The following is an 18098-nucleotide window of genomic DNA, read 5'->3' as shown; positions in this document are numbered from 1 at the left end:
CGCCGCCGCGAGATCGCCGTCTGCCCAGGCCCGGGGGATGGTCCGGACCATCCTCGACCCGGCCCACCCGCGCAGGTCGCGCTGCGGGCCACGGAGGAAGGCAGCGCCCGGAAGATGTCCCGGTGCTCGGGAGGGCGGCATGGAAGGTCGGGGTGCAAGCCATTGACTGGAAATGACAAATGAAATCGCCGCGTCCCTCCGACGGAGCGGCTCCGGGAAGGCGTCACAAAAAAGATGCCCCTTGCGGAGAGGGCTTACGGTCCGGATTATGGAGATATATTTTCTTGAAAAGTCGTCAGAACACCGGACGGTACCCGCCGGACCGGCGTCAGGATGCGGGAGGCCCGAACTCGTCTTCGACAAGGTCGAGGCTTGCCCGGGCATCGGGGCGCTCTTCGAGCAAGGCATCCACCCGCTCACGCCACGTTCGCCCGCGGCGGCAGAGGTCGTCCCATGCCGACCACAGTTCGTAGGCGCGTCGCTCGGAAAGGACGGAGAGCAGCCAGCTGGCCTGGTCGAGGTCCTTGCGGCGTTTCTCCCGGAATGTCCCGCTGCGCAACGGGGCGACGATCAGCTTGTGCAGGGCGTATCGCTCTGGCGCAGGGACCTTGATCGGTACGCCCGAGCGATAGAGCGAGACAGCGTCGCGCGAGCCATCGAAGGTGAACTCGAGATGCCTGAGAGCCTGAACGGACTCGCCGATGTGTGGGAATAGGGCGAAGCCGGTCCGACGCAATTCTTCCTGCACAAAAAATAGTTTGTGTGGGAAAGTGACCCCGCCTTATTCATCGAACTGGGCGGGAGGCGGTTGCGTGCGTCCGAAAGTGTCGTAGATTCAATCTGCTACACACAAACCTCGAGCAGCTTCCGACGCACGCATGGGTGAAACGCTATCGCCGGTCGACCCGCCCTTGAGCGCAAGGACCGGTTCCGCCCCGATGAAGGGCAGCAGTCGCACCAGCAGCGCGACCTGCGCGGCATAGGCATCATGGGCCATCGGTCGCTCCGTCGGTTGTGTCCACAAAGTCCGGCGGGACCATGATGCGATAGCGCGGGTGCAGTCTGCCGCCGATTATCAGCGCGCGGTCGCCCGTGCCGAGGTTGAAATCCTCCGGATTGAGCCGTTCGCGCCAGGCGTGTTTGTGGCGGTCGGCGAAGACGAAGAACAGGCGCCGGACCTTGATCTTGCGGCAGCTATGCAGCAGCGCCGTCAGCTGGCGGGGGCGCAATGTCGTAAGCCCTTCGAACACCATGTCGAGATTGTGAAAACTCTCCTGTTCCGGCAGTTCGTCGAGCGCTTCGAGGATCGCGCGTTCCGGGGCGGACAGGCGCAGGGTCCAGCCCCAGGGCAGTGTCACCGTGCTGCCCGTCTTGTTCTCCGTCAGGCCGAGCGCCGGGTCGCTGAACAGGGACAACGGGCGGCTTGTGAGTGGTGCGTCGAGTGTGAGGCGGGAGAGCCAGGGCGGCGTGTCGTCGCCGTAGAGCCACAAAGGCGGTGGCGCGCCGAGCGGCAGATAGTGGCGGTAACCGTGAAGGCCGAGGGCGGATATGCCGCCGACATGGACCTGATAGTGCATGATATGCTGAAGAGAGAGCACGCAGCTTTGCCAGTCGAGCGGCGCGGGCTGCGGCGCGGGGCGGCGGAAGACGCCGCGCTCCAGGCGTTCGAGCCAGCCGCTGTCTGTATAGCGGCGGCTCAGGAAACGGCTGACGCCATGTGTGTCCAGCCAGCGCGCGTCCACGACGAAGCCGGCGGGGACCGCCTCCAGAACGCTCTTCAACTTTTCTTTCCGTTGTGCACTCATAGTACACATTATGCCACAATATCAAAGATGGTGACAGGAGGGCTTTGGCTTTGAGAGGATCCGGATACTTTGAGTGCACGGATTTGCGGGATTTCAAAGAACGCGCGGGCGCGTCCGGCAGGCCGGACCAGGCTCTACGCTGGCCGCCGCATAGCATGCGGCCAGCGTAGAGCCCCGCGCAGCCATAGGCGCACCAATCGCCTAAGTTCCTTGTATCATGGCGACACGGGGTCTGGCCTTCTTCGGGTGACGTCCCTTCAAATGGTGTAGCTCGCCGGTAGCGCCGCCGCCCGCTCGCGCGCTCACATCAAGCGCCGTAGCGGGCGGGCGGCGGTGCGGTGGTCATCGGGTTTTTCGGTAGGGTCGGGTTGCTGAGCCAACCTTGAACCGAGGAATGCCCCCGATGACCAAACCCATGATGGACCTCCGTGCGCTGGTGGAGAAGAGCGCTGATGCCGACCTGCTGCGCGAGATGATCGGCTTCGCCGCCGAGCGGCTGATGGAGCTCGAGGTGGGCGCCAGGACTGGCGCCGACTACGGCGAGAAGAGCAGCGAGCGGCTGGCGCAGCGCAACGGCTATCGCGACCGGGACTGGCAGACCCGGGCCGGAAGTGTCGAACTGCGCATCCCCCGCCTGCGCACCGGCTCTTATTTCCCCTCCTTCCTCGAGCCGCGGCGCTCGGTCGAGAAGGCGCTGACGGCCGTGATCCAGGAAGCCTATGTCCAGGGCGTCTCGACCCGCGCGATGGATGATCTCGTGCAGGCCATGGGCGGGACCGGGATCTCCAGGAGCCAGGTCAGCCGGCTCTGCGAAGAGATCGACGAGCGGGTCGACGCCTTCCTCACGCGGCCGATCGAGGGCGAATGGCCCTATCTGTGGATCGACGCCACCTACCTCAAGGTCCGCCAGGGCGGGCGCATCGTGTCGGTGGCCGTCACCATCGCCGTCGGCGTGAACACGGATGGGCGACGCGAAGTCCTGGGCATGGCCATTGGGGCCTCGGAAGCCGAGCCGTTCTGGACCGAGTTCCTGCGCGACCTCGTGCGCCGCGGGCTCTCCGGCGTGAAGCTGGTGATCAGCGACGCGCACGAGGGCATCAAGGCTGCCACGGCCCGGGTGCTGTCCACCAGCTGGCAGCGCTGCCGGGTCCATTTCCAGCGCAATGCCCTGGCGCATGCCGGCAAGAACAGCCGACGGGTGGTTTCCGCCTTCATCGCCACCGCCTTCGCCCAGCCGGACCACGCGGCGGCCAAGGCGCAATGGCGGCTCGTGGCCGACCAGATGCGGCCCAAGCTGCCGAAGCTCGCCACGCTCATGGACACGGCTGAGGAGGATGTGCTGGCCTACATGACCTTTCCCGCCCAGCACCGCGCCAAGTTACATTCCACGAATCCGATCGAGCGTCTCAACGGCGAAATCAAGCGGCGCACCGACGTGGTCGGGATCTTTCCGAACGAAGCATCCATCCGCCGCTTGGTCGGCGCGATCCTGATGGAGCAGACCGAGGAATGGACCGTCCAGCGCGGCCGATACCTGACGCTGGAAACCCTCGCTCCGGTCTGCGATGATCTCACCGTCAGCCTGCCTGCCGCGCAGCGCGACTGACCAGCTCGACCCGCTTCCGAGCACGAGGCCCGCGGTCAGCTACACCACAAGATGGGACACGATCCTTCTTCGCCTGGGACCATGCGACGAAGCACGGGCACCTGCCGCTGCTGGGCGCCCCTCCTCTCCACGCTCCTTCTTCTCCTCTTCGGCCTGACCCCGATGAGCTGGAGCATCCTTGCGGCGGCGACCCTGATCGTCCTGGGGGCCGCAATCGCCGCCTTCGGTCCGGCGCCCCGGTCTGGTCTTCGCTCGGCCGGACGACCGGCGGGCGAAGACCAGACCCGGCTCATCGGGCCATCCGCGCGCCCGGGGAAAGCCGCCGCAGTCCCGCGGCCGGCGACGAGGAGAACCGCGCTCGCCCGATGTCCGGCCTGGCCGGAGGCGGCCTTACCGCCGGCCGGGAAGGGGCCCGTTGCGGCATTCGCCCTGACCTCTCAACCGGTCACGCGCTGTAACATCCGGCGGCACCGGCCTGGAGGGGAAAGCCACTTGCGGCACAGGCCTGACGCGTTCCGGATCCCGCGGCGGGCCGCCATCGGATCTGCCGCATCTCGATCCCGTCCCGCCACGCTGATAGAAATTCTCCCCGACACGTCGGGAAGAGATCATGGTTGACGACATACGCCGGGCGGAGATGAAAACCTATCAGGCACGCCGTTCGGCAGAACGCCGGGCGCGCGGGCTCATCCCCCGGACCGTCTGGATCCGCAGGGAGGATGAGGAGGCCTTCCGGGAGGCCGTGACCCCCTATGCCGAACATGCGCGTCTTCTCGAAGCGGCAACGGGGGGCGTCCATCTGCCCGCGTTCGAGATCGCCGCGATCATCCGGCACCACAACCTGCCCTACGACCCCGAAGACTTCGTCTTCCTGAGCCGGGTGGCCAAAGCCATCGCCCTGCGCCCTCAGGAGAGCGACTGGATCGCGCAGAGGGCCGCGGACATCATTGCCCGGTATCGCCTCCCCATCACCTGGGAAGATCTGCAGTAAATCGCCTGGAGCACCCTCGCCTCGATGCGGACGATCCCTTCGGTCCCAGTCGCCACAGCCAGCCTCCGGCCGCGGCAGGCGCCGGGCAGGGCCGCCATGACCACCTTCCGTCTCGTGAGGGCTGTCTGATCCCGCCTGCTCTCCGATCCGATCCGCGGGCCGCATCTTGCCGGGGCCCGCCCGCCCGGCTCCTGGCGCGTGCCCTCGCGCCCCGAGACCGCTGGACGGGGTCCGCTCCTCCGTTTGATCATGTGGACGACAAACGTATCGCGGGCTGACGCGGGAAATGGGCTTGTTGAAATATCCACATTCGCAGACTGTGACCGCATGTGCCGTGAACTGGTGTCCCTGAGCTACAGAAGCCGTGTCCGCCTCTCCGATCCGGTGGGTGACATGGTCCGCATCATGCAGTCGAGCCGCATGAGGAATTTCCGGCTCGGGATCACCGGCATCCTGCTCTACAACGGCTTTCACTTCGTCCAGACCCTCGAAGGTCCGCAAGAGGCGTGCCGGGATCTGTTCCTGCGGATCTCGCAGGACCCGCGGCATTCCGAGATCATCGCCTTCGGCCTGAGCAAGATCGAACAGCGCCGGTTCCCCGACTGGTCCATGCGCCTGCTGTCGCGCGAGGAACTGCGCGCGCTCATGCCGAAGCTGAAGCTGCTCGATCTGAAGGATTCCGAGGACATGGAGCGGGTTCACGACCAGATCGTGGCCCGGATGTCGGCCGCCTGACGGGTCGCAGCACCGGGCGCCGCCCTCGCGCGGGGCAGACCGCCCGCACCCATCCGAGGCTTCGCCGCCGGTCGCTGATGCCCCGCCCTCTTGAAGGATGGCGTAAGGCATCCATATACCATCCATGTGGATGGAGAAGACGATGTCGAACGCGCCGGCCCAGAGGGTTCCAGACAGCGAGAAGATCACGATCAACCTCGGGCCGGTCGATCTCGGCCGGATCGACCTGCTGGTGCAGGAAGGGTTCTATTCCAACCGCAGCGACTTCATCCGCACCGCGATCCGCAGCCAGCTGGCCACCGAGGGCGAGGTCCTGTCGCGCTCGATCGCGCGCCACACGCTGGAGCTGGGGCTGCGCGACATCACCCGCGCGGATCTCGAGGCCGCGCAGGCGGCGGGCGAGAGGCTGCACATCCGCGTCCTCGGCCTTGCCCGCATCGCGCCGGACGTTCCGGCCGAGCTCGCCGCGGCCGTGATCGGCTCGCTCACCATCCTTGGCGCGCTGCAGGCGCCCGCCGAGGTCAAGGCGGCCCTGAAGGACCGCATTCGCTAGGGCCAGCCGGGCCCCGGAAAGGACGACATCATGAAGATCGACTTCGCGACCACCATGAGCCGCGCGCTCGAACAGATCCGCGCCGGCCATCCGGGGGATGCGACGCGCACCATCCAGGCGGCGCTTTCGGCCCGCGCGGAGCCGCGGCCGGAGCCCCCCGCACCCGCGAACCGCCCTCCGCTCGCCGGGCCCCCGATCGAGGAGGCCGAGGTGGTCGCCGAGAGGGCTCCGCGCCCCGCTCCGGCCGGGCCACCCGCGCGCCGCGGGCTGCGCGAGGTGGTCGATGCGCTGGCGCGGATCCGGCCGGGCGCGCCGCAGCCGGGGCGCGGCCCGCGGCCGCCGATCCCCGAGGGGGCGCGGCTCGAGACCCGCAGCTTCGCCAGCCGCCACGGCGCGCGCGACTATCTGCTCTATGTTCCGGCCTCGGCGTCGCAGGGTGCGCGCGGGCTGGTGCTGATGCTGCATGGCTGCACCCAGGATCCCGATGACTTCGCCGCCGGCTCGCGGATGAACGCCGAGGCCGAGCGGCACGGGCTGGTCGTGGCCTACCCGCACCAGACGCGCCAGCACAACGCCCAAGGCTGCTGGAACTGGTTCCGTCCCGGCGACCAGCGCGAGGACGGCGGAGAGGCCGCGCTGCTGGCCGCCCTCGCGCAGGAGGTGGCGCGCGATTGCGCGGTCGGGGAGGGGCGGATCTTCGTCGCCGGCCTGTCGGCCGGGGGCGCGATGGCGGCCACCCTCGCCGCCACCCATCCGCAGCTCTTCGCGGCGGCGGGCATCCATTCCGGCCTGCCGCACGGGGCGGCGCATGACGTGATCTCGGCCTTCGCCGCCATGCGGGGCGAGCGGGCGCGGGCGACGGTCACGGCGCGCCAGCCGGTGCGCACGATCATCTTCCACGGGCTGGCGGACACGACCGTGCATCCCTCGAACGCCGAGGCCCTGCTTGCAGCCACCGGCGCCACGGCCCGGGGCGCGCGCCGGCAGGAGCGGGGCCGCACCCCGGCCGGGCGGAGCTGGAGGCGCGAGACGGTGACGGGGGAGGATGGCCGCAGCCTCGCCGAACTGTGGCGCATCGAGGGCGCCGGCCATGCCTGGGCCGGGGGCGGCGCCTCGGGAAGCTACACCGACCCGGCCGGGCCCGATGCCTCGGCCGAGATGGTGCGCTTCTTCCTGGAAGGAAGCTGACCCGGCCGGGGGCGCCTGATCCGGCGCCCCCGTGGCAGGGCGAGCCGCGCCTCGACGGCGGCGCGGTCGGGACCGCGCATCACCCCGCCCGAATACGCTCGCGATGATCCTGTGGATAGCGAAGCGCCGGACCTTTGCGGGCAGAGGCCGCTCCGGTATTCTCGCCTCGGAAATGAAAGGCGCATCCCATGGTCAAGCATCTGCCGCTTTATGAAGTGACAGCCAACCACTACAACCGCGACCCGCTGGGCATCTTCGAATGCCCGTGCGGCGTTCGCCACAAGCATGGACTTCCGGAAAAGAAGGGCGTGCCGGAACATCGCATCGCCCATTGCCACGACGGATCGACCCACCCCGACGGCTACCATATCGTCTGGCACGGCAAGAAGGATGGTGTTCGTCCCGCGCGTCGGTGACCCGGGCGTCGTCCGGCCACTGCTCGGCGCGCTGTCCTGCCCCGCGCCCCGCTCGGTCAACAGCGGGGCGTCGCGAACAAGCCACGACTACTTGCCCGAATAGTCGCGATACCAGGCGACGAAGTGCGCGATGCCGTCGCGGACATCCGTCTGCGGGCGGTAGCCGGTGAGGCGGTGGAGGAGCCCCGCATCGGCCCAGGTCGCGGGCACATCGCCCAGCTGCATCGGCATGTAGTTGCGGATCGCGCGGCGCCCGAGGCTCTCCTCGATGGCCTCGACGAAATCCAGCAGCCGCACCTTGTCGGAATTGCCGATGTTGACGATGCGGAAGGGGGCGGCGGGCGAGAGGCTGTCCTCCTCGACCGCCGTCTCGGGGCCTCCGGGCACGGCCTCGATCAGAAGCCGGATCGCACGCACCAGATCGTCCACATAGGTGAAGTCGCGCCACATCTCGCCGTGGTTGTAGATGTCGATCGGCCGGCCGTCGAGGATCGCGTCGACGAACTTGAACAGCGCGAGGTCGGGCCGCCCCCAGGGGCCATAGACGGTGAAGAAGCGGAACATCGTGACCGGCACCCCATGCACATGGGCCCAGGCGTGGCCCATGCTTTCGTTCGCCTTCTTGGTCGCCGCATAGATGGTGAGCTGGTGGTCGGCCTTGTCGGTCTCGCGGAAGGGCATCTCTTCGTTCGCGCCATAGACCGACGAGGTCGAGGCCATCATCAGGTGGGCCACCTTCAGCCGCCGCGCCGCCTCCATCACGCTGAAGGTGCCGATCACGTTGGCATCGAGATAGGCCCGCGGGTTCTCGACCGAATAGCGCACGCCGGCCTGGGCCGCGAGATGGACGATCACCTCCGGGGCGAACTCATCGGCCACCCGGTCGAACAGCGCCTGGTCCTCGAGCATCCCCTCGGTGGCCGAGAAGTTCGGGTCCTGCAGCAGCATCGCATGGCGCCGCCGCTTCAGGGCCACGTCGTAATAGTCGGTCATCCCGTCGTAGCCATGGACGCGGAAGCCCTCGGCCAGCAGCAGCCGCGCGAGATGGAAGCCGATGAAGCCGGCCGTGCCGGTGACGAGGATGCGCCTCACGAAAAGCCCCTCTTGGGTTCGCTGGGTGGGGCCCGGCCCGCAAGGCCAGGCGGTTCTTCATTTGGCGCCGGACTGTAGCGATGTGCCGGGCTGCCGTCAGGCCGTCTTCCGCGCATGCTCCCCGGAGGCGTGCGCCGCAGCACGACCCGTTTCCTGGTCCGGGCCCCGGACCGGCCGCCCGTCCAGCCTCCGGCCGACCGCCTGACAGGCCATGAAGCCCGCCGCGCGCACCGCCTCCGGCTCGTAGACATTGCGCAGATCCGCGAGCCGAGGCACGGCCATCAACCCCGCCAGCCGGCCCAGATCGAGGGCCCGGAACTCGTTCCACTCGGTCAGGATCACCAGCGCCTCGGCCCCCTCGGCCGCGGCATAGGCATCCTCCATCCAGCGCACGCCCGGCAGGAGATGCTCGCCCTCGCGCCGCCCCTCGGGATCGACCACCCGCACCTTCGCCCCCGCGCCGACCAGGGCCGGGACGATGGTCAGCGAGGGCGCGTCGCGCATGTCGTCGGTGTTGGGCTTGAAGGTCACCCCCAGCACCGTGATCACCTTGTCACGGCACGAGCCCTCGCAGAGATCCTCGATCTTCTCGATCATCCGGCGCTTGATCTCGTCATTGACCTTGATGACGGTCTCGACGATCCGGATCGGCGTGGCATGCTCCTGCCCCATCCGGGCGAGCGCCCTGGTGTCCTTGGGAAAGCACGAGCCGCCATAGCCCGGCCCGGCATGGAGGAACTTGTTGCCGATCCGCCCGTCGAGGCCCATCCCCTTCGAGACCGCCTTGATGTCGGCCCCCACCCGCTCGCAGAGCGCCGCGATCTCGTTGATGAAGGTGATCTTGGTCGCGAGGAAGGCGTTCGCGGCATACTTGATCATCTCGGCGCTCTCGAGGCCGGTGTAGACCACCGGGAAGTCGCGCAGGAAGAGCGGGCGGTAGATGTCGGCCATGATCTTCCGGGCGCGCTCGGACTCCAGCCCCACCACCACGCGGTCCGGGCGCATGAAATCGTCGATGGCGGCCCCTTCGCGCAGGAACTCGGGGTTCGAGGCCACGTCGAAATCGGCGGCCGGATTGGCCGCCCGGATCACCTCGGCCACCTTGCGGTTGGTGCCGATCGGCACGGTCGATTTGGTCACGACCACCGCGTAATGCTCGAGCGTGCGGGCGATCTCCTCGGCCGCGGCCATGACATGGGTGAGGTCGGCATGCCCGTCGCCCCGCCGCGTCGGCGTGCCCACGGCGATGAAGACCGCCTCGGCCCCGCGCATCGCCTCGGCCAGATCGAGCGTGAAGGTGAGCCGCCCCGCCGCCACGTTGCGCGCCATCAGCGCCTCGAGCCCGGGCTCGAAGATCGGCACCTTGCCGTCCTTCAGCCTGGCGATCTTCGATACGTCCTTGTCGACGCAGACGACCTCATGGCCGAAGTCCGAGAAGCAGACCCCGGAGACGAGACCCACATAGCCCGTGCCGATCATCGCGATCTTCATGTCGTTGAACCTCTGCAAAAAGGAAGGAGCGCCGCCCGAAGATCCGGGCGGCGCAGGCAAGAGGCAATCAGGTCACGGGGTCCCCGCCTCTCCATGAACCGCCGGACGTCTGCGCAGGCTCGCGGCATCACTCGGCGGCCCTGCGGAAACCGACCTCCTCCTCGAGGAAGGCACGGAACTCCTCGCCCAGATCCGGGCGCGCGAGCCCGAAGGCCACCGTCGCCTGCAGGAACCCCGCCTTCGAGCCGCAATCATACCGGCGGCCGCGGAAGCGGAACCCGTAGACCTGCCCGCCGGCCCGGATCTCCTCGGCGATCGCGTCCGTCAGCTGGATCTCACCGCCCGCACCAGGTGTCTGCCGGTCGAGATGCGCCATCACCCGCGGGGCCAGGATATAGCGCCCGATCACCGCGAGCGTCGAAGGCGCGGCCTCGGACTTCGGCTTCTCCACCACGCCCCGGAGCCGGACGAGATCCCCCATCTCCCCGGCAATGTCGAGAATGCCGTAGGAGGAGGTGGCCGCCCGCGGCACCTCCGTCGCCGCCACCATGCTTCCGCCGGTTTCGGCATGCGCCTCGATCATCTGCTGCAGGCAGGGCGGATCGCCCGCGATCACATCGTCGGTCAGGATCACGGCAAAGGGTTCATCCCCCACCAGATGGCGCGCGCAGCGCACCGCATGGCCGAGGCCGAGGGGCCGGTGCTGCCGCACATAGGCGATTGCTCCCGATGCCACATCGGTCGCGGCGAGAGCCTCGAGAAGGGCCGTCTTGCCCGACCGCCGCAGCGCCTCCTCGAGTTCGGGCGCTTCGTCGAAATAATCTTCCAGCGCCGATTTGCCGCGCGAGGTGACGAAGATGAACTGCTCGATGCCCGCCGCCCGCGCCTCGTCGATCGCGTACTGGATCAGCGGACGGTCGACGAGCGTCAGGATCTCCTTCGGGATCGACTTGGTGGCGGGAAGAAAGCGTGTTCCAAGACCCGCCACCGGAAGGATCGCCTTTGTGATCTTGCGTTGCATGAAGTGCCCTGGTGGTTGTGAACGGAATCCGGGTGTGGCGGAAGCCGCCGGCAGGAGAGCGAAAATGGGCGCCCGGAGCCGTGGCGCCGGATCGCGCCACTGGATCTCGGGGTCATGCCGGGGGCATCTTTACAAGAGCCTGCCCGAGCGCCGCAAGGCCGCGGGTCAGGAGATCCCCGGCCGTCCCGGGGGTCTCGGCCTCGACATAGAGGCGCAACTCCGGCGCGTTGCCGGAGGGGCGGACATGGAGGATCCGGCCCGAGGCGCAGGTCACGCGCAGGCCATCGGTCAGGTCCGTCGGGCCCGGCACCTCCCCCAGCGGAGCCAGGAACGCGGCGAGCGGCTCCGGCTGCGCTGCGAGCCCGGCCACCAGCGCCCGGGCCCGCTCGGCCGGCACCTCCTCGAGCCTGTCGGACGCCGTGAACCGGTCCGGCTCGCGGCCGACCAGCGCCGCAAGCCCGCCCGCGGCGCGCGCCCGCGACAGGGGCGCCAGAATGGGCAGCAGGCTGTCGCGGGTCGGAAGCGGCGGCAGCGGCCCGGCAAGACGGGCCTCGAAGCCCAGCAGGAAGCCGCCGTTGGCCTCGTAGCCCACCGTGCGGCCCGGAGCCGCCTCCATGCCCGCAATGACGAAGGGCGAGCCGATCCGCGTCCGGATCACCCTCCGGAAGCGCCCGCCCGCCTCCACGCCGCTGTTGGAGCTGACCGGCGTCACCACCACCTCGGCCCCGACCGCCGCCGCGGTGATCTGGCCCAGCAGGTCGCCGGGAATGACCCGCCCTTCCGCATCCGCCAGAAGCGGCCGGTCACCGTCGCCGTCGGTGGAGACCAGCGCATCGAGGCGGTGTTCGGCGATCCAGTCCGCAATCTGCCGGCGCGCGCCCTCCGGCACCGCTTCGGTATCGACCGGGATGAACTCCTCCGACCGGCCAAGCTCCACCACCGCCGCGCACCCCAGGGCGCGCAAGGCGGCGATCATGAGATCGCGGCTGACCGCGCTGTGGCTCCAGACCCCCACCCTCAGGCCCGCCAGGGCGTCGGCTCCGAAGGCCGTGACAGAGCGGCGGACCCAGGCTGCGCCCGCGGTCGTATCCCGGCTCAGCGGGGCGGGCTCCGGGGCCGGAGGCATCGGATGATCCAGCGCCGCCAGGATCGCGGCCTCGTCGGCCTTGGTGATCTCGCCGGTGGGCAGGTAGAATTTCAGGCCATTGCGGTCGGCGGGAATGTGGCTGCCGGTCACCATCACCGCTCCCGCCCCGGCCCCCATCGCAGCCAGCGCCAGCGCGGGCGTCGGCACCGCCCCGCAATCCGTGACCGGCACACCCGCGCGCCGCGCCGTCTCGGCCACGACCGAGGCCAGGGCGGGGGAGGAGGGCCGCAGGTCGCGCCCGATGAAAAGCCCCGTGCCATGGGGGCAGGCGGTCAGGAAGGCCCCCACATGGGCCGCAACCAGATCCGGCGTCAGCTCCGTCACCAGGCCCCGGAGGCCGCTCGTGCCGAACCGCGGCGCCATCTCAGCCCCGCGCGCCCTGGCCGCGGGCGTAGATGTCCTCGTAGCGCGTGATGTCATCCTCGCCCAGATAGCTGCCGGTCTGCACCTCGATCAGTTCCATCGCCACCTTGCCGGGGTTCTCCATCCGGTGGCGGGCGCCGAGCGGAATATAGACCGACTGGTTCTCGGTCACGAGACGCACCTCGTTGTCGACCGTGACCCGGGCGGTGCCGCGCACCACGATCCAGTGCTCGGAGCGGTGGACATGGCTCTGAAGCGAGAGCGCGGCGCCCGGATGGACCAGGATCCGCTTCACCTGGAAGCGGTCGCCCAGGGCCAGCGTCTCGAAGAAGCCCCAGGGCCTGCGGTCATGGAGGAAGTTCTCCGCCTGCCGCGCGCCCCGGGCCTTCAAGGCCTCGACCGCCGCCTTCACGTCCTGCGCCCGGTTGCGGTCGGCCACCAGGACCGCATCCTTCATCGCCACCGCGATGATGTTCTCGAGCCCGATGCCCACGATCTCCACGCCCTCGCTGTCCGACCGCAGGAGCGTGTCGTGGCAGTCAAGTGCGGTGGCCGAGCCCGCGAGGCTCACGCCCCGGTCGTCCGGTCCCATCTCGAGCGCCACCGCGTCCCAGCCGCCGAGGTCGTTCCAGCTCCCCACGTAGGGCACGACGGAGAGATTGGACGCCCGCTCCATCACCGCATAGTCGATCGAGATCGGCTCGACCCTGGCCCAGGGCTCCGGTGCGAGGCGCAGGAACCCCAGATCGGGCACGGCCGCCTCGACGGCGCCTCGCACCGGCTCGAGAAGCCCCGGCGCATGGTCCTCGAAGGCGGCCAGGATGGTTGCGGCCGAGAAGAGGAAGATCCCGGAGTTCCACAGAAAGTGGCCCGCGGCCAGCATCTCCTCCGCATGGGCGCGGTCAGGCTTCTCGATGAACCGCCGGAGCGGGACCGCAGGCCCCTCCATGGCCCCCTCGAGCTCGAGCCAGCCATAGCCGGTCTCGGCGCGGGTGGGGGCGATGCCGAAGGTGACGATGCGGCCCGCGCGCGCGATCGGTGCCCCCTGCATCACCGCCTCGCGGAAGGCGGCCGGATCGGCGATCGCATGGTCCGAAGGCGCCACGAGCATCAGCGCCTCGGGGTCGCGGGCCGCGACATGGAGGGCGGCGGCCAGGATCGCGGGGGCGGTGTTGCGCGGCTCGGGCTCGATCAGGATCGCGGCGGGATCGATGCCCGCCTCGGCCAGCTGTTCGGTCACCACGAAGCGGAAGTCGGCACCGGTGACGATCACCGGCCGGCCGAACCCCGGCCCCGAGAGCCGCTCGGCCGAGGCCGCAAAGAGGCTCCGCCCGCCGAGGATGGTGGCGAACTGTTTCGGAAAGCCCTTGCGCGACAGGGGCCAGAGCCGGGTGCCCGAGCCGCCGCAGAGCAGGATCTGCGTGATCATGGTTTCTCACCTTCCCGATGGGTCCTCCGGTCCCGGCTGTTCCGGACCCGGATCTGCGGATCAGTCCCTGGCCTGCGGCCGGTAGCTGTACTGGTAGCCATAGCCGTATCCGTAGCCATAGGGCCCGCGGCCGGCTTCCGGCTTGTAGGCGTTGAGCACCGCGCCCGCGGGCTTCACGCCCGCGCCCTGGAGCTGGCGCATCAGCGCCTCGACCTCGCCCGTCGTGGTGACATCGTGGCGCACGACGGCGATGGTCGCCCCCACCGCGCGCCCGATCACCACGGGATCGGTGACCGCGAGCGCGGGCGGGGCATCGAAGATCGTCAGGTCGAACCGGCGGTCAAGCTCCGCCACGAGGTCGGACAGGGCCGGCCGCATCAGGAGCTCGGACGGGTTCGGCGGATAGCGGCCCGTCGTCATCACCCGGAGGCCCGGGATCGGGGTCGGCCGCAGAAGATCCTCGAGCGCCGCCTCGCCGGCGAGATAGTCCGAAAGCCCGGGCTCTCCCTTCCCCACCCTGAAATACTGCCGGATCCGGCCGCGGCGCAGGTCGGCGTCGACGAGGCAGACCCGCTGGCCCGCATCGGCCGCCACCACCGCGAGATTGACCGCGAGGAAGGACTTGCCCGCCTCGGGCGCCGAGGAGGTGAGGGCGATCGACCGGCTCTGCGCGTCCAGCATCCCGAAATGCAGGCTCGTCCGGAGCGACCGGATCCCTTCGACCGCCACCGCGTCGGGCTCGGTCAGGGCCAGGATCGGCAGGGTGCCCTTCTGCCGGTGGTTGCGGGCCACCGCAGGGGCATAGAGCACCGTGGCAAAGACCGGCAGCCCCATCCGGTCGATCTCCTCGGCGCCCCGCACCCCCCGGCGCAGCCAGTGCCGCCCGAGAACGAAGCCCGCCCCGCCGAGCGCGCCCAGCAGAAGCGCCAGCGCCAGAACCCGCCCCCGCCGCGGCGCGATCGGGAGCGGCTCGGTGCGGGCATGGTCGATGATGCGCACGTTCCCGAGTGTGCTGGCCTTCAGCACGCCCAGCTCCTGCGCCCGGTTCAGAAGCTGCAGATAGACCTGCTGGGCCACTTCCAGGTCGCGCGTCAGGTTGAAGACCTCGCGCTGGGTCTCGGGCAGCTCGGTCGTCTCGCGGCGCAGCGCCGCCAGCCGCTCCTCGAGCCGCGCCCGGGCGGAGAGGAGTTTCTGATAGACCGGATGCTGCTGCGTGTAGCGCTCGGCGAGATCCTCCTCCTCGGCCGCAAGCTGGCGCAGCTCGGCCTCGGCGGCGGCGATCTGGGTCAGGAGGCTCTGGCCCTCGAAGCCGAGGTCGATCGCCTGCTGGGCCTGGCGGTAGGCGTTCAGCCGCTCCTCGGCCCTTGTGACCGCCGCGCGCGCCTCGGGCAGCTGGCGCTCGATGAAATCGAGGCTGCTCTGCGCTTCCGCGGCGCTGCGGCTCATGTTCTGGCGCAGATAGGCCTCGGTGATCGCGCCCAGCGTGCGCTGCAGTTCGGCCGGATCTTCCCCCGTCAGGCTCACCTCGAGGATGGACGAGCCCCGCCCGCGCTCGGCGACCGAAACCCGCCCCCGCAGCGACTGGATCGCCTCGGTCTCGTCGCGCTGCAGGATCACGAACGCGCGCCCCGCGGGGCCCTCGAGCGCCCCGATCCGCAGGCCGAACCCCTTCGCGGGCAGCGAGAGCGGCACGCCCACCGCGCCCTCGGCGAGGCTTTCGTCCGGCAGCCGAAGCGTGAAGCGTCCCTCCCCTTCCGCCGTCAGCCGGATCTCCTTGCCGATCCACTCGGGCGGCACCTCGAGCATGTCGAGCCGGATCCGGGCGTCGCCCCGGTCATAGGGGACCAGAACATCGAGCTCGGGCAGCGGCAGCCGTCCCGAGGCCACGGCCTGGCCAAGGAGCGGCAGCCGGACCGGGGCGGCGCGCCAGTCGAGATGGGTGCCCGCCACCGCTTCGCCCAGCACGAAGCGCGAGCGCAGGATCTCCACCTCGGTCGCGCTCTGCGGCTCGATCTCGGCCATGGCGGACAGGGCCTGCGGCAGCGCCATCGAGCCGCTCTTGGGCTCGAGCTGCAGCAGCGCATCCGCGCGGTAGGTGGGGGGCGTGTTGGCCAGATGGGCGGTCGCCAGGAGCGCCGCTGCCGCCGTCGCGCCCGCGATCCAGTTCCGGCCGGCCCAGAGCCGGGCCATGAGCAGTCCGAGATCGATCTCGTCCTCCTCTGCGGCCTGCACCGGCCGGGACATGTCCGTCATCCGTCAACCCTCTTGCGCAACCGGGCCGACCAGGCATCGGCCGCCGCGGACAATCGTGAAAACGTGCTCTCGTACATCTCGGCCAGGCGGCCGTAGGGATCGGGGATCCCTCGACTTCCCGTCCAGTGGTCAAAGAGCATCGTCCGCCCGAGAAGCTGCGGCGCCATCCGGGCGATCCGGGCCCGGTGCGCCGTCTCCATGACGAGAATGAGATCGAACCCCGTCCCCATCGCCGGCGTGAACTGCCGCGCCACATGGCCCGCAAGCGACAGCCCCTGCGCCTCGGCCACCGCCGCCGAACGCCCGTCCGCGGCACTTCCCACCAGCGCGGCCAGCCCCGCGGACTCGACCCGCAGATCCGGCAGCCGCGCCCGCAGAAGCCGCTCGCCGGTGGGCGAGCGGCAGATGTTGCCGACGCAGACCACGAGGACGGACTGAACCTCCACCGGTCAGTTCGTCCCCAGCCGATCGAGGCTGCTGGTGATCCCCACCGAGGGCAGCAGGTCGCTGATCGTGTCGTTCCAGCGGCTGAGCGGCGCGCGCGTCACATAGACCACATCCCCCGGCTGCAGCAGGAACCGCGTCCCCAGGAGGAGCGCCGTGGGCGAGCGCGCATCGAGCTGGAACACCTTCATGCCCGGCGCGCCGTTCGCGCGGAAGACGAAGACCCCCCGCGCATCCGCCCGCCGCTCGAGAATGCCGCCCTGCCGGCTCAGCGCCTGGGTGAGTGTCAGCGGCTCGACCGAAAGATCGACCGCCGCGGGCTTCACGATCTCGCCCAGAAGATAGGCCTCGCGCGCCAGCCGGCGCGGCACCGTGACGATGTCGCCCGGCCGCAGCACCGGGTTGTTGCTCCCGAGCCCCGCGGTCAGGAACCCCTCGAGATCGACCCTGTAGGAGCTCTTGCCGCGCCGGACCGTCACCCGCCGCGCGTCCGCCGTCTCGGCCAGCCCCCCCGCCGCGTTGATGGCATCGAGAAGCGTCAGCTCGACCGTGGTCAGCGCCTGCCGGTTCGGGGTTCTCACCTCCCCCGTCACGCTCACCGCCTGCGAGTTGAAGGCCGTCACCCGCACATCCACCTGCGGCTCGGGGATGAAGGCCGCAAGCCGCGTCCGGAGTTCCTCGCGCACCTCCTCCGGCGCCCGGCCCTTCGCCCGCACCGCCCCCACGTAGGGAAAGGCCACCGTCCCGTCCCCCTGCACCCGGAAGCCGCTCTCCCCGGCGGTCTTCTCGCCCCCCGGCAGCATGAGTTCGGGATGGTCGAACACCGTGATCCCCAGGATGTCCCCCACCCCGATCCGGTAGTCCCATCCTCCGCCGGCCGGCAGCCGCGTCGCCTGGTGCGGTTCCGCCGGCACCTCGAAGCTGCGGATGTTCTCCGCATCCAGCCGGATCACCTGCACATTCTCCGGAAGCGCCTTCTGCGCGCTCTCCGTCACCGGAAAGCGCACATGGCCTTCCGAACAGCCTGCGAGAACCGGCAGGCTTCCCACAAGAACAACCGTCAGTCGGTGCAGCATCGGCGATCCCGTCTCCTTCAATGCCGCTGCCTTCCCGGAAGACCCGGCGACTGACACTCGAAAACAGGGACATCGTTTGAAAACAGATGTCCCCGGGACCGCGAAACCGGGCCTCAAATCATCCCCGTCCGCGCCAATTCCCTGAATTCGCAAGAAGCACAAAGCCACCCGAACAGAAATCCAACCGGACGGTCAGGGCAAATATCGCAGGTATCAGAAAACCCATACCGCAGAGAAAAGGATGGGAGCCGTCCGGAGCGGACTGCAGGAGCCGCCGAGGAGACCACCCCGGTCCATGCCGCAGCAACCCCCGGGAAAGTCATGCGGAAAAGGCCGGGCGCTGCTCCGGTCGAGCCAGGGCTGACGCCTGTCCCGGGTATGTATCGAACGTATCGGCCGGCGCGCACTTTGGCGCGTCACGGGGAATGACCCGGGCAAAAACCTCCCTATGGTCATGATCCGCCGACAGCCCGAACCCCGAAAAGGCA

At 69.4% G+C, this 18098-nt stretch carries 17 protein-coding genes; 6 read left to right on the top strand and 11 right to left on the bottom strand.

What is annotated here, in order from left to right; all coding sequences use genetic code 11:
- Window positions 1–328 precede the first annotated feature (328 nt).
- The 3 genes from LV780_RS20110 to LV780_RS20100 all read right to left on the bottom strand — a co-directional run bounded on the left by LV780_RS20110 (window position 329) and on the right by LV780_RS20100 (window position 1805).
- A complete protein-coding gene (locus LV780_RS20110) occupies window positions 329–736 on the bottom strand; it encodes a GSU2403 family nucleotidyltransferase fold protein (protein WP_233864226.1) in 408 nt (135 codons plus the stop codon).
- 99 nt (window positions 737–835) lie between these two features.
- Entirely contained in the window at window positions 836–997 is a 162-nt protein-coding gene (locus LV780_RS22145; RefSeq protein WP_204840137.1) for a hypothetical protein, read from the bottom strand.
- Window positions 987–1805, bottom strand: coding sequence for a type IV toxin-antitoxin system AbiEi family antitoxin domain-containing protein (locus tag LV780_RS20100; protein ID WP_180325192.1), 819 nt, complete (start codon window positions 1803–1805; stop codon window positions 987–989). The genes LV780_RS22145 and LV780_RS20100 overlap by 11 nt, the downstream gene beginning before the upstream one ends.
- Before the next feature lie 403 nt (window positions 1806–2208).
- Here LV780_RS20100 and LV780_RS20095 point away from each other — a divergent pair, with 403 nt between their 5' ends.
- The 6 genes from LV780_RS20095 to LV780_RS20070 all read left to right on the top strand — a co-directional run bounded on the left by LV780_RS20095 (window position 2209) and on the right by LV780_RS20070 (window position 7294).
- On the top strand, window positions 2209–3411 hold the full coding sequence (locus LV780_RS20095) for an IS256 family transposase (protein WP_117345032.1): 1203 nt from the start codon (window positions 2209–2211) through the stop codon (window positions 3409–3411).
- A 610-nt stretch (window positions 3412–4021) separates the two neighbouring features.
- Window positions 4022–4402, top strand: coding sequence for a histidine kinase (locus LV780_RS20090; RefSeq protein WP_101341531.1), 381 nt, complete (start codon window positions 4022–4024; stop codon window positions 4400–4402).
- 327 nt (window positions 4403–4729) lie between these two features.
- Entirely contained in the window at window positions 4730–5137 is a 408-nt protein-coding gene (locus tag LV780_RS20085) for a BLUF domain-containing protein (protein ID WP_117345220.1), read from the top strand.
- Between the two features lie 142 nt (window positions 5138–5279).
- Complete coding sequence (locus LV780_RS20080; protein ID WP_117345283.1) at window positions 5280–5690, top strand: CopG family transcriptional regulator; 411 nt, start codon at window positions 5280–5282, stop codon at window positions 5688–5690.
- Window positions 5691–5720: 30 nt separating this feature from the next.
- On the top strand, window positions 5721–6878 hold the full coding sequence (locus LV780_RS20075; RefSeq protein WP_233864222.1) for an extracellular catalytic domain type 1 short-chain-length polyhydroxyalkanoate depolymerase: 1158 nt from the start codon (window positions 5721–5723) through the stop codon (window positions 6876–6878).
- A 188-nt stretch (window positions 6879–7066) separates the two neighbouring features.
- Entirely contained in the window at window positions 7067–7294 is a 228-nt protein-coding gene (locus LV780_RS20070) for a hypothetical protein (protein WP_180325238.1), read from the top strand.
- An 87-nt stretch (window positions 7295–7381) separates the two neighbouring features.
- Here the strand turns inward: LV780_RS20070 and LV780_RS20065 are convergent, their stop codons facing one another.
- The 8 genes from LV780_RS20065 to LV780_RS20030 all read right to left on the bottom strand — a co-directional run bounded on the left by LV780_RS20065 (window position 7382) and on the right by LV780_RS20030 (window position 17610).
- Complete coding sequence (locus LV780_RS20065; RefSeq protein WP_117345219.1) at window positions 7382–8386, bottom strand: NAD-dependent epimerase/dehydratase family protein; 1005 nt, start codon at window positions 8384–8386, stop codon at window positions 7382–7384.
- Window positions 8387–8482: 96 nt separating this feature from the next.
- Window positions 8483–9877 carry a UDP-glucose dehydrogenase family protein gene (locus tag LV780_RS20060; protein ID WP_117345218.1) on the bottom strand — a complete coding sequence of 465 codons (1395 nt, stop codon included), beginning with the start codon at window positions 9875–9877 and terminating at the stop codon, window positions 8483–8485.
- 127 nt (window positions 9878–10004) lie between these two features.
- The gene (locus tag LV780_RS20055; RefSeq protein ID WP_117345217.1) at window positions 10005–10898 is read right to left on the bottom strand and encodes a UTP--glucose-1-phosphate uridylyltransferase; all 894 of its coding nucleotides are present in this window, start codon (window positions 10896–10898) and stop codon (window positions 10005–10007) included.
- Window positions 10899–11010: 112 nt separating this feature from the next.
- Complete coding sequence (locus tag LV780_RS20050; protein ID WP_117345216.1) at window positions 11011–12408, bottom strand: phosphohexomutase domain-containing protein; 1398 nt, start codon at window positions 12406–12408, stop codon at window positions 11011–11013.
- 1 nt (window position 12409) lies between these two features.
- Complete coding sequence (locus LV780_RS20045; protein WP_117345215.1) at window positions 12410–13837, bottom strand: mannose-1-phosphate guanylyltransferase/mannose-6-phosphate isomerase; 1428 nt, start codon at window positions 13835–13837, stop codon at window positions 12410–12412.
- A 60-nt stretch (window positions 13838–13897) separates the two neighbouring features.
- Window positions 13898–16090, bottom strand: coding sequence for a polysaccharide biosynthesis tyrosine autokinase (locus LV780_RS20040; protein ID WP_117345214.1), 2193 nt, complete (start codon window positions 16088–16090; stop codon window positions 13898–13900).
- The gene (locus LV780_RS20035; protein ID WP_101342118.1) at window positions 16087–16536 is read right to left on the bottom strand and encodes a low molecular weight protein-tyrosine-phosphatase; all 450 of its coding nucleotides are present in this window, start codon (window positions 16534–16536) and stop codon (window positions 16087–16089) included. The genes LV780_RS20040 and LV780_RS20035 overlap by 4 nt, the downstream gene beginning before the upstream one ends.
- A 3-nt stretch (window positions 16537–16539) precedes the next feature.
- On the bottom strand, window positions 16540–17610 hold the full coding sequence (locus LV780_RS20030) for a polysaccharide biosynthesis/export family protein (protein ID WP_117345213.1): 1071 nt from the start codon (window positions 17608–17610) through the stop codon (window positions 16540–16542).
- Between the last annotated feature and the right edge of the window lie 488 nt (window positions 17611–18098).

This window comes from Cereibacter azotoformans (assembly GCF_021391315.1).
GTDB classification, from domain to species: Bacteria; Pseudomonadota; Alphaproteobacteria; order Rhodobacterales; family Rhodobacteraceae; genus Cereibacter_A; species Cereibacter_A azotoformans.
This window is presented reverse-complemented; position numbering and strand designations above follow the sequence as displayed.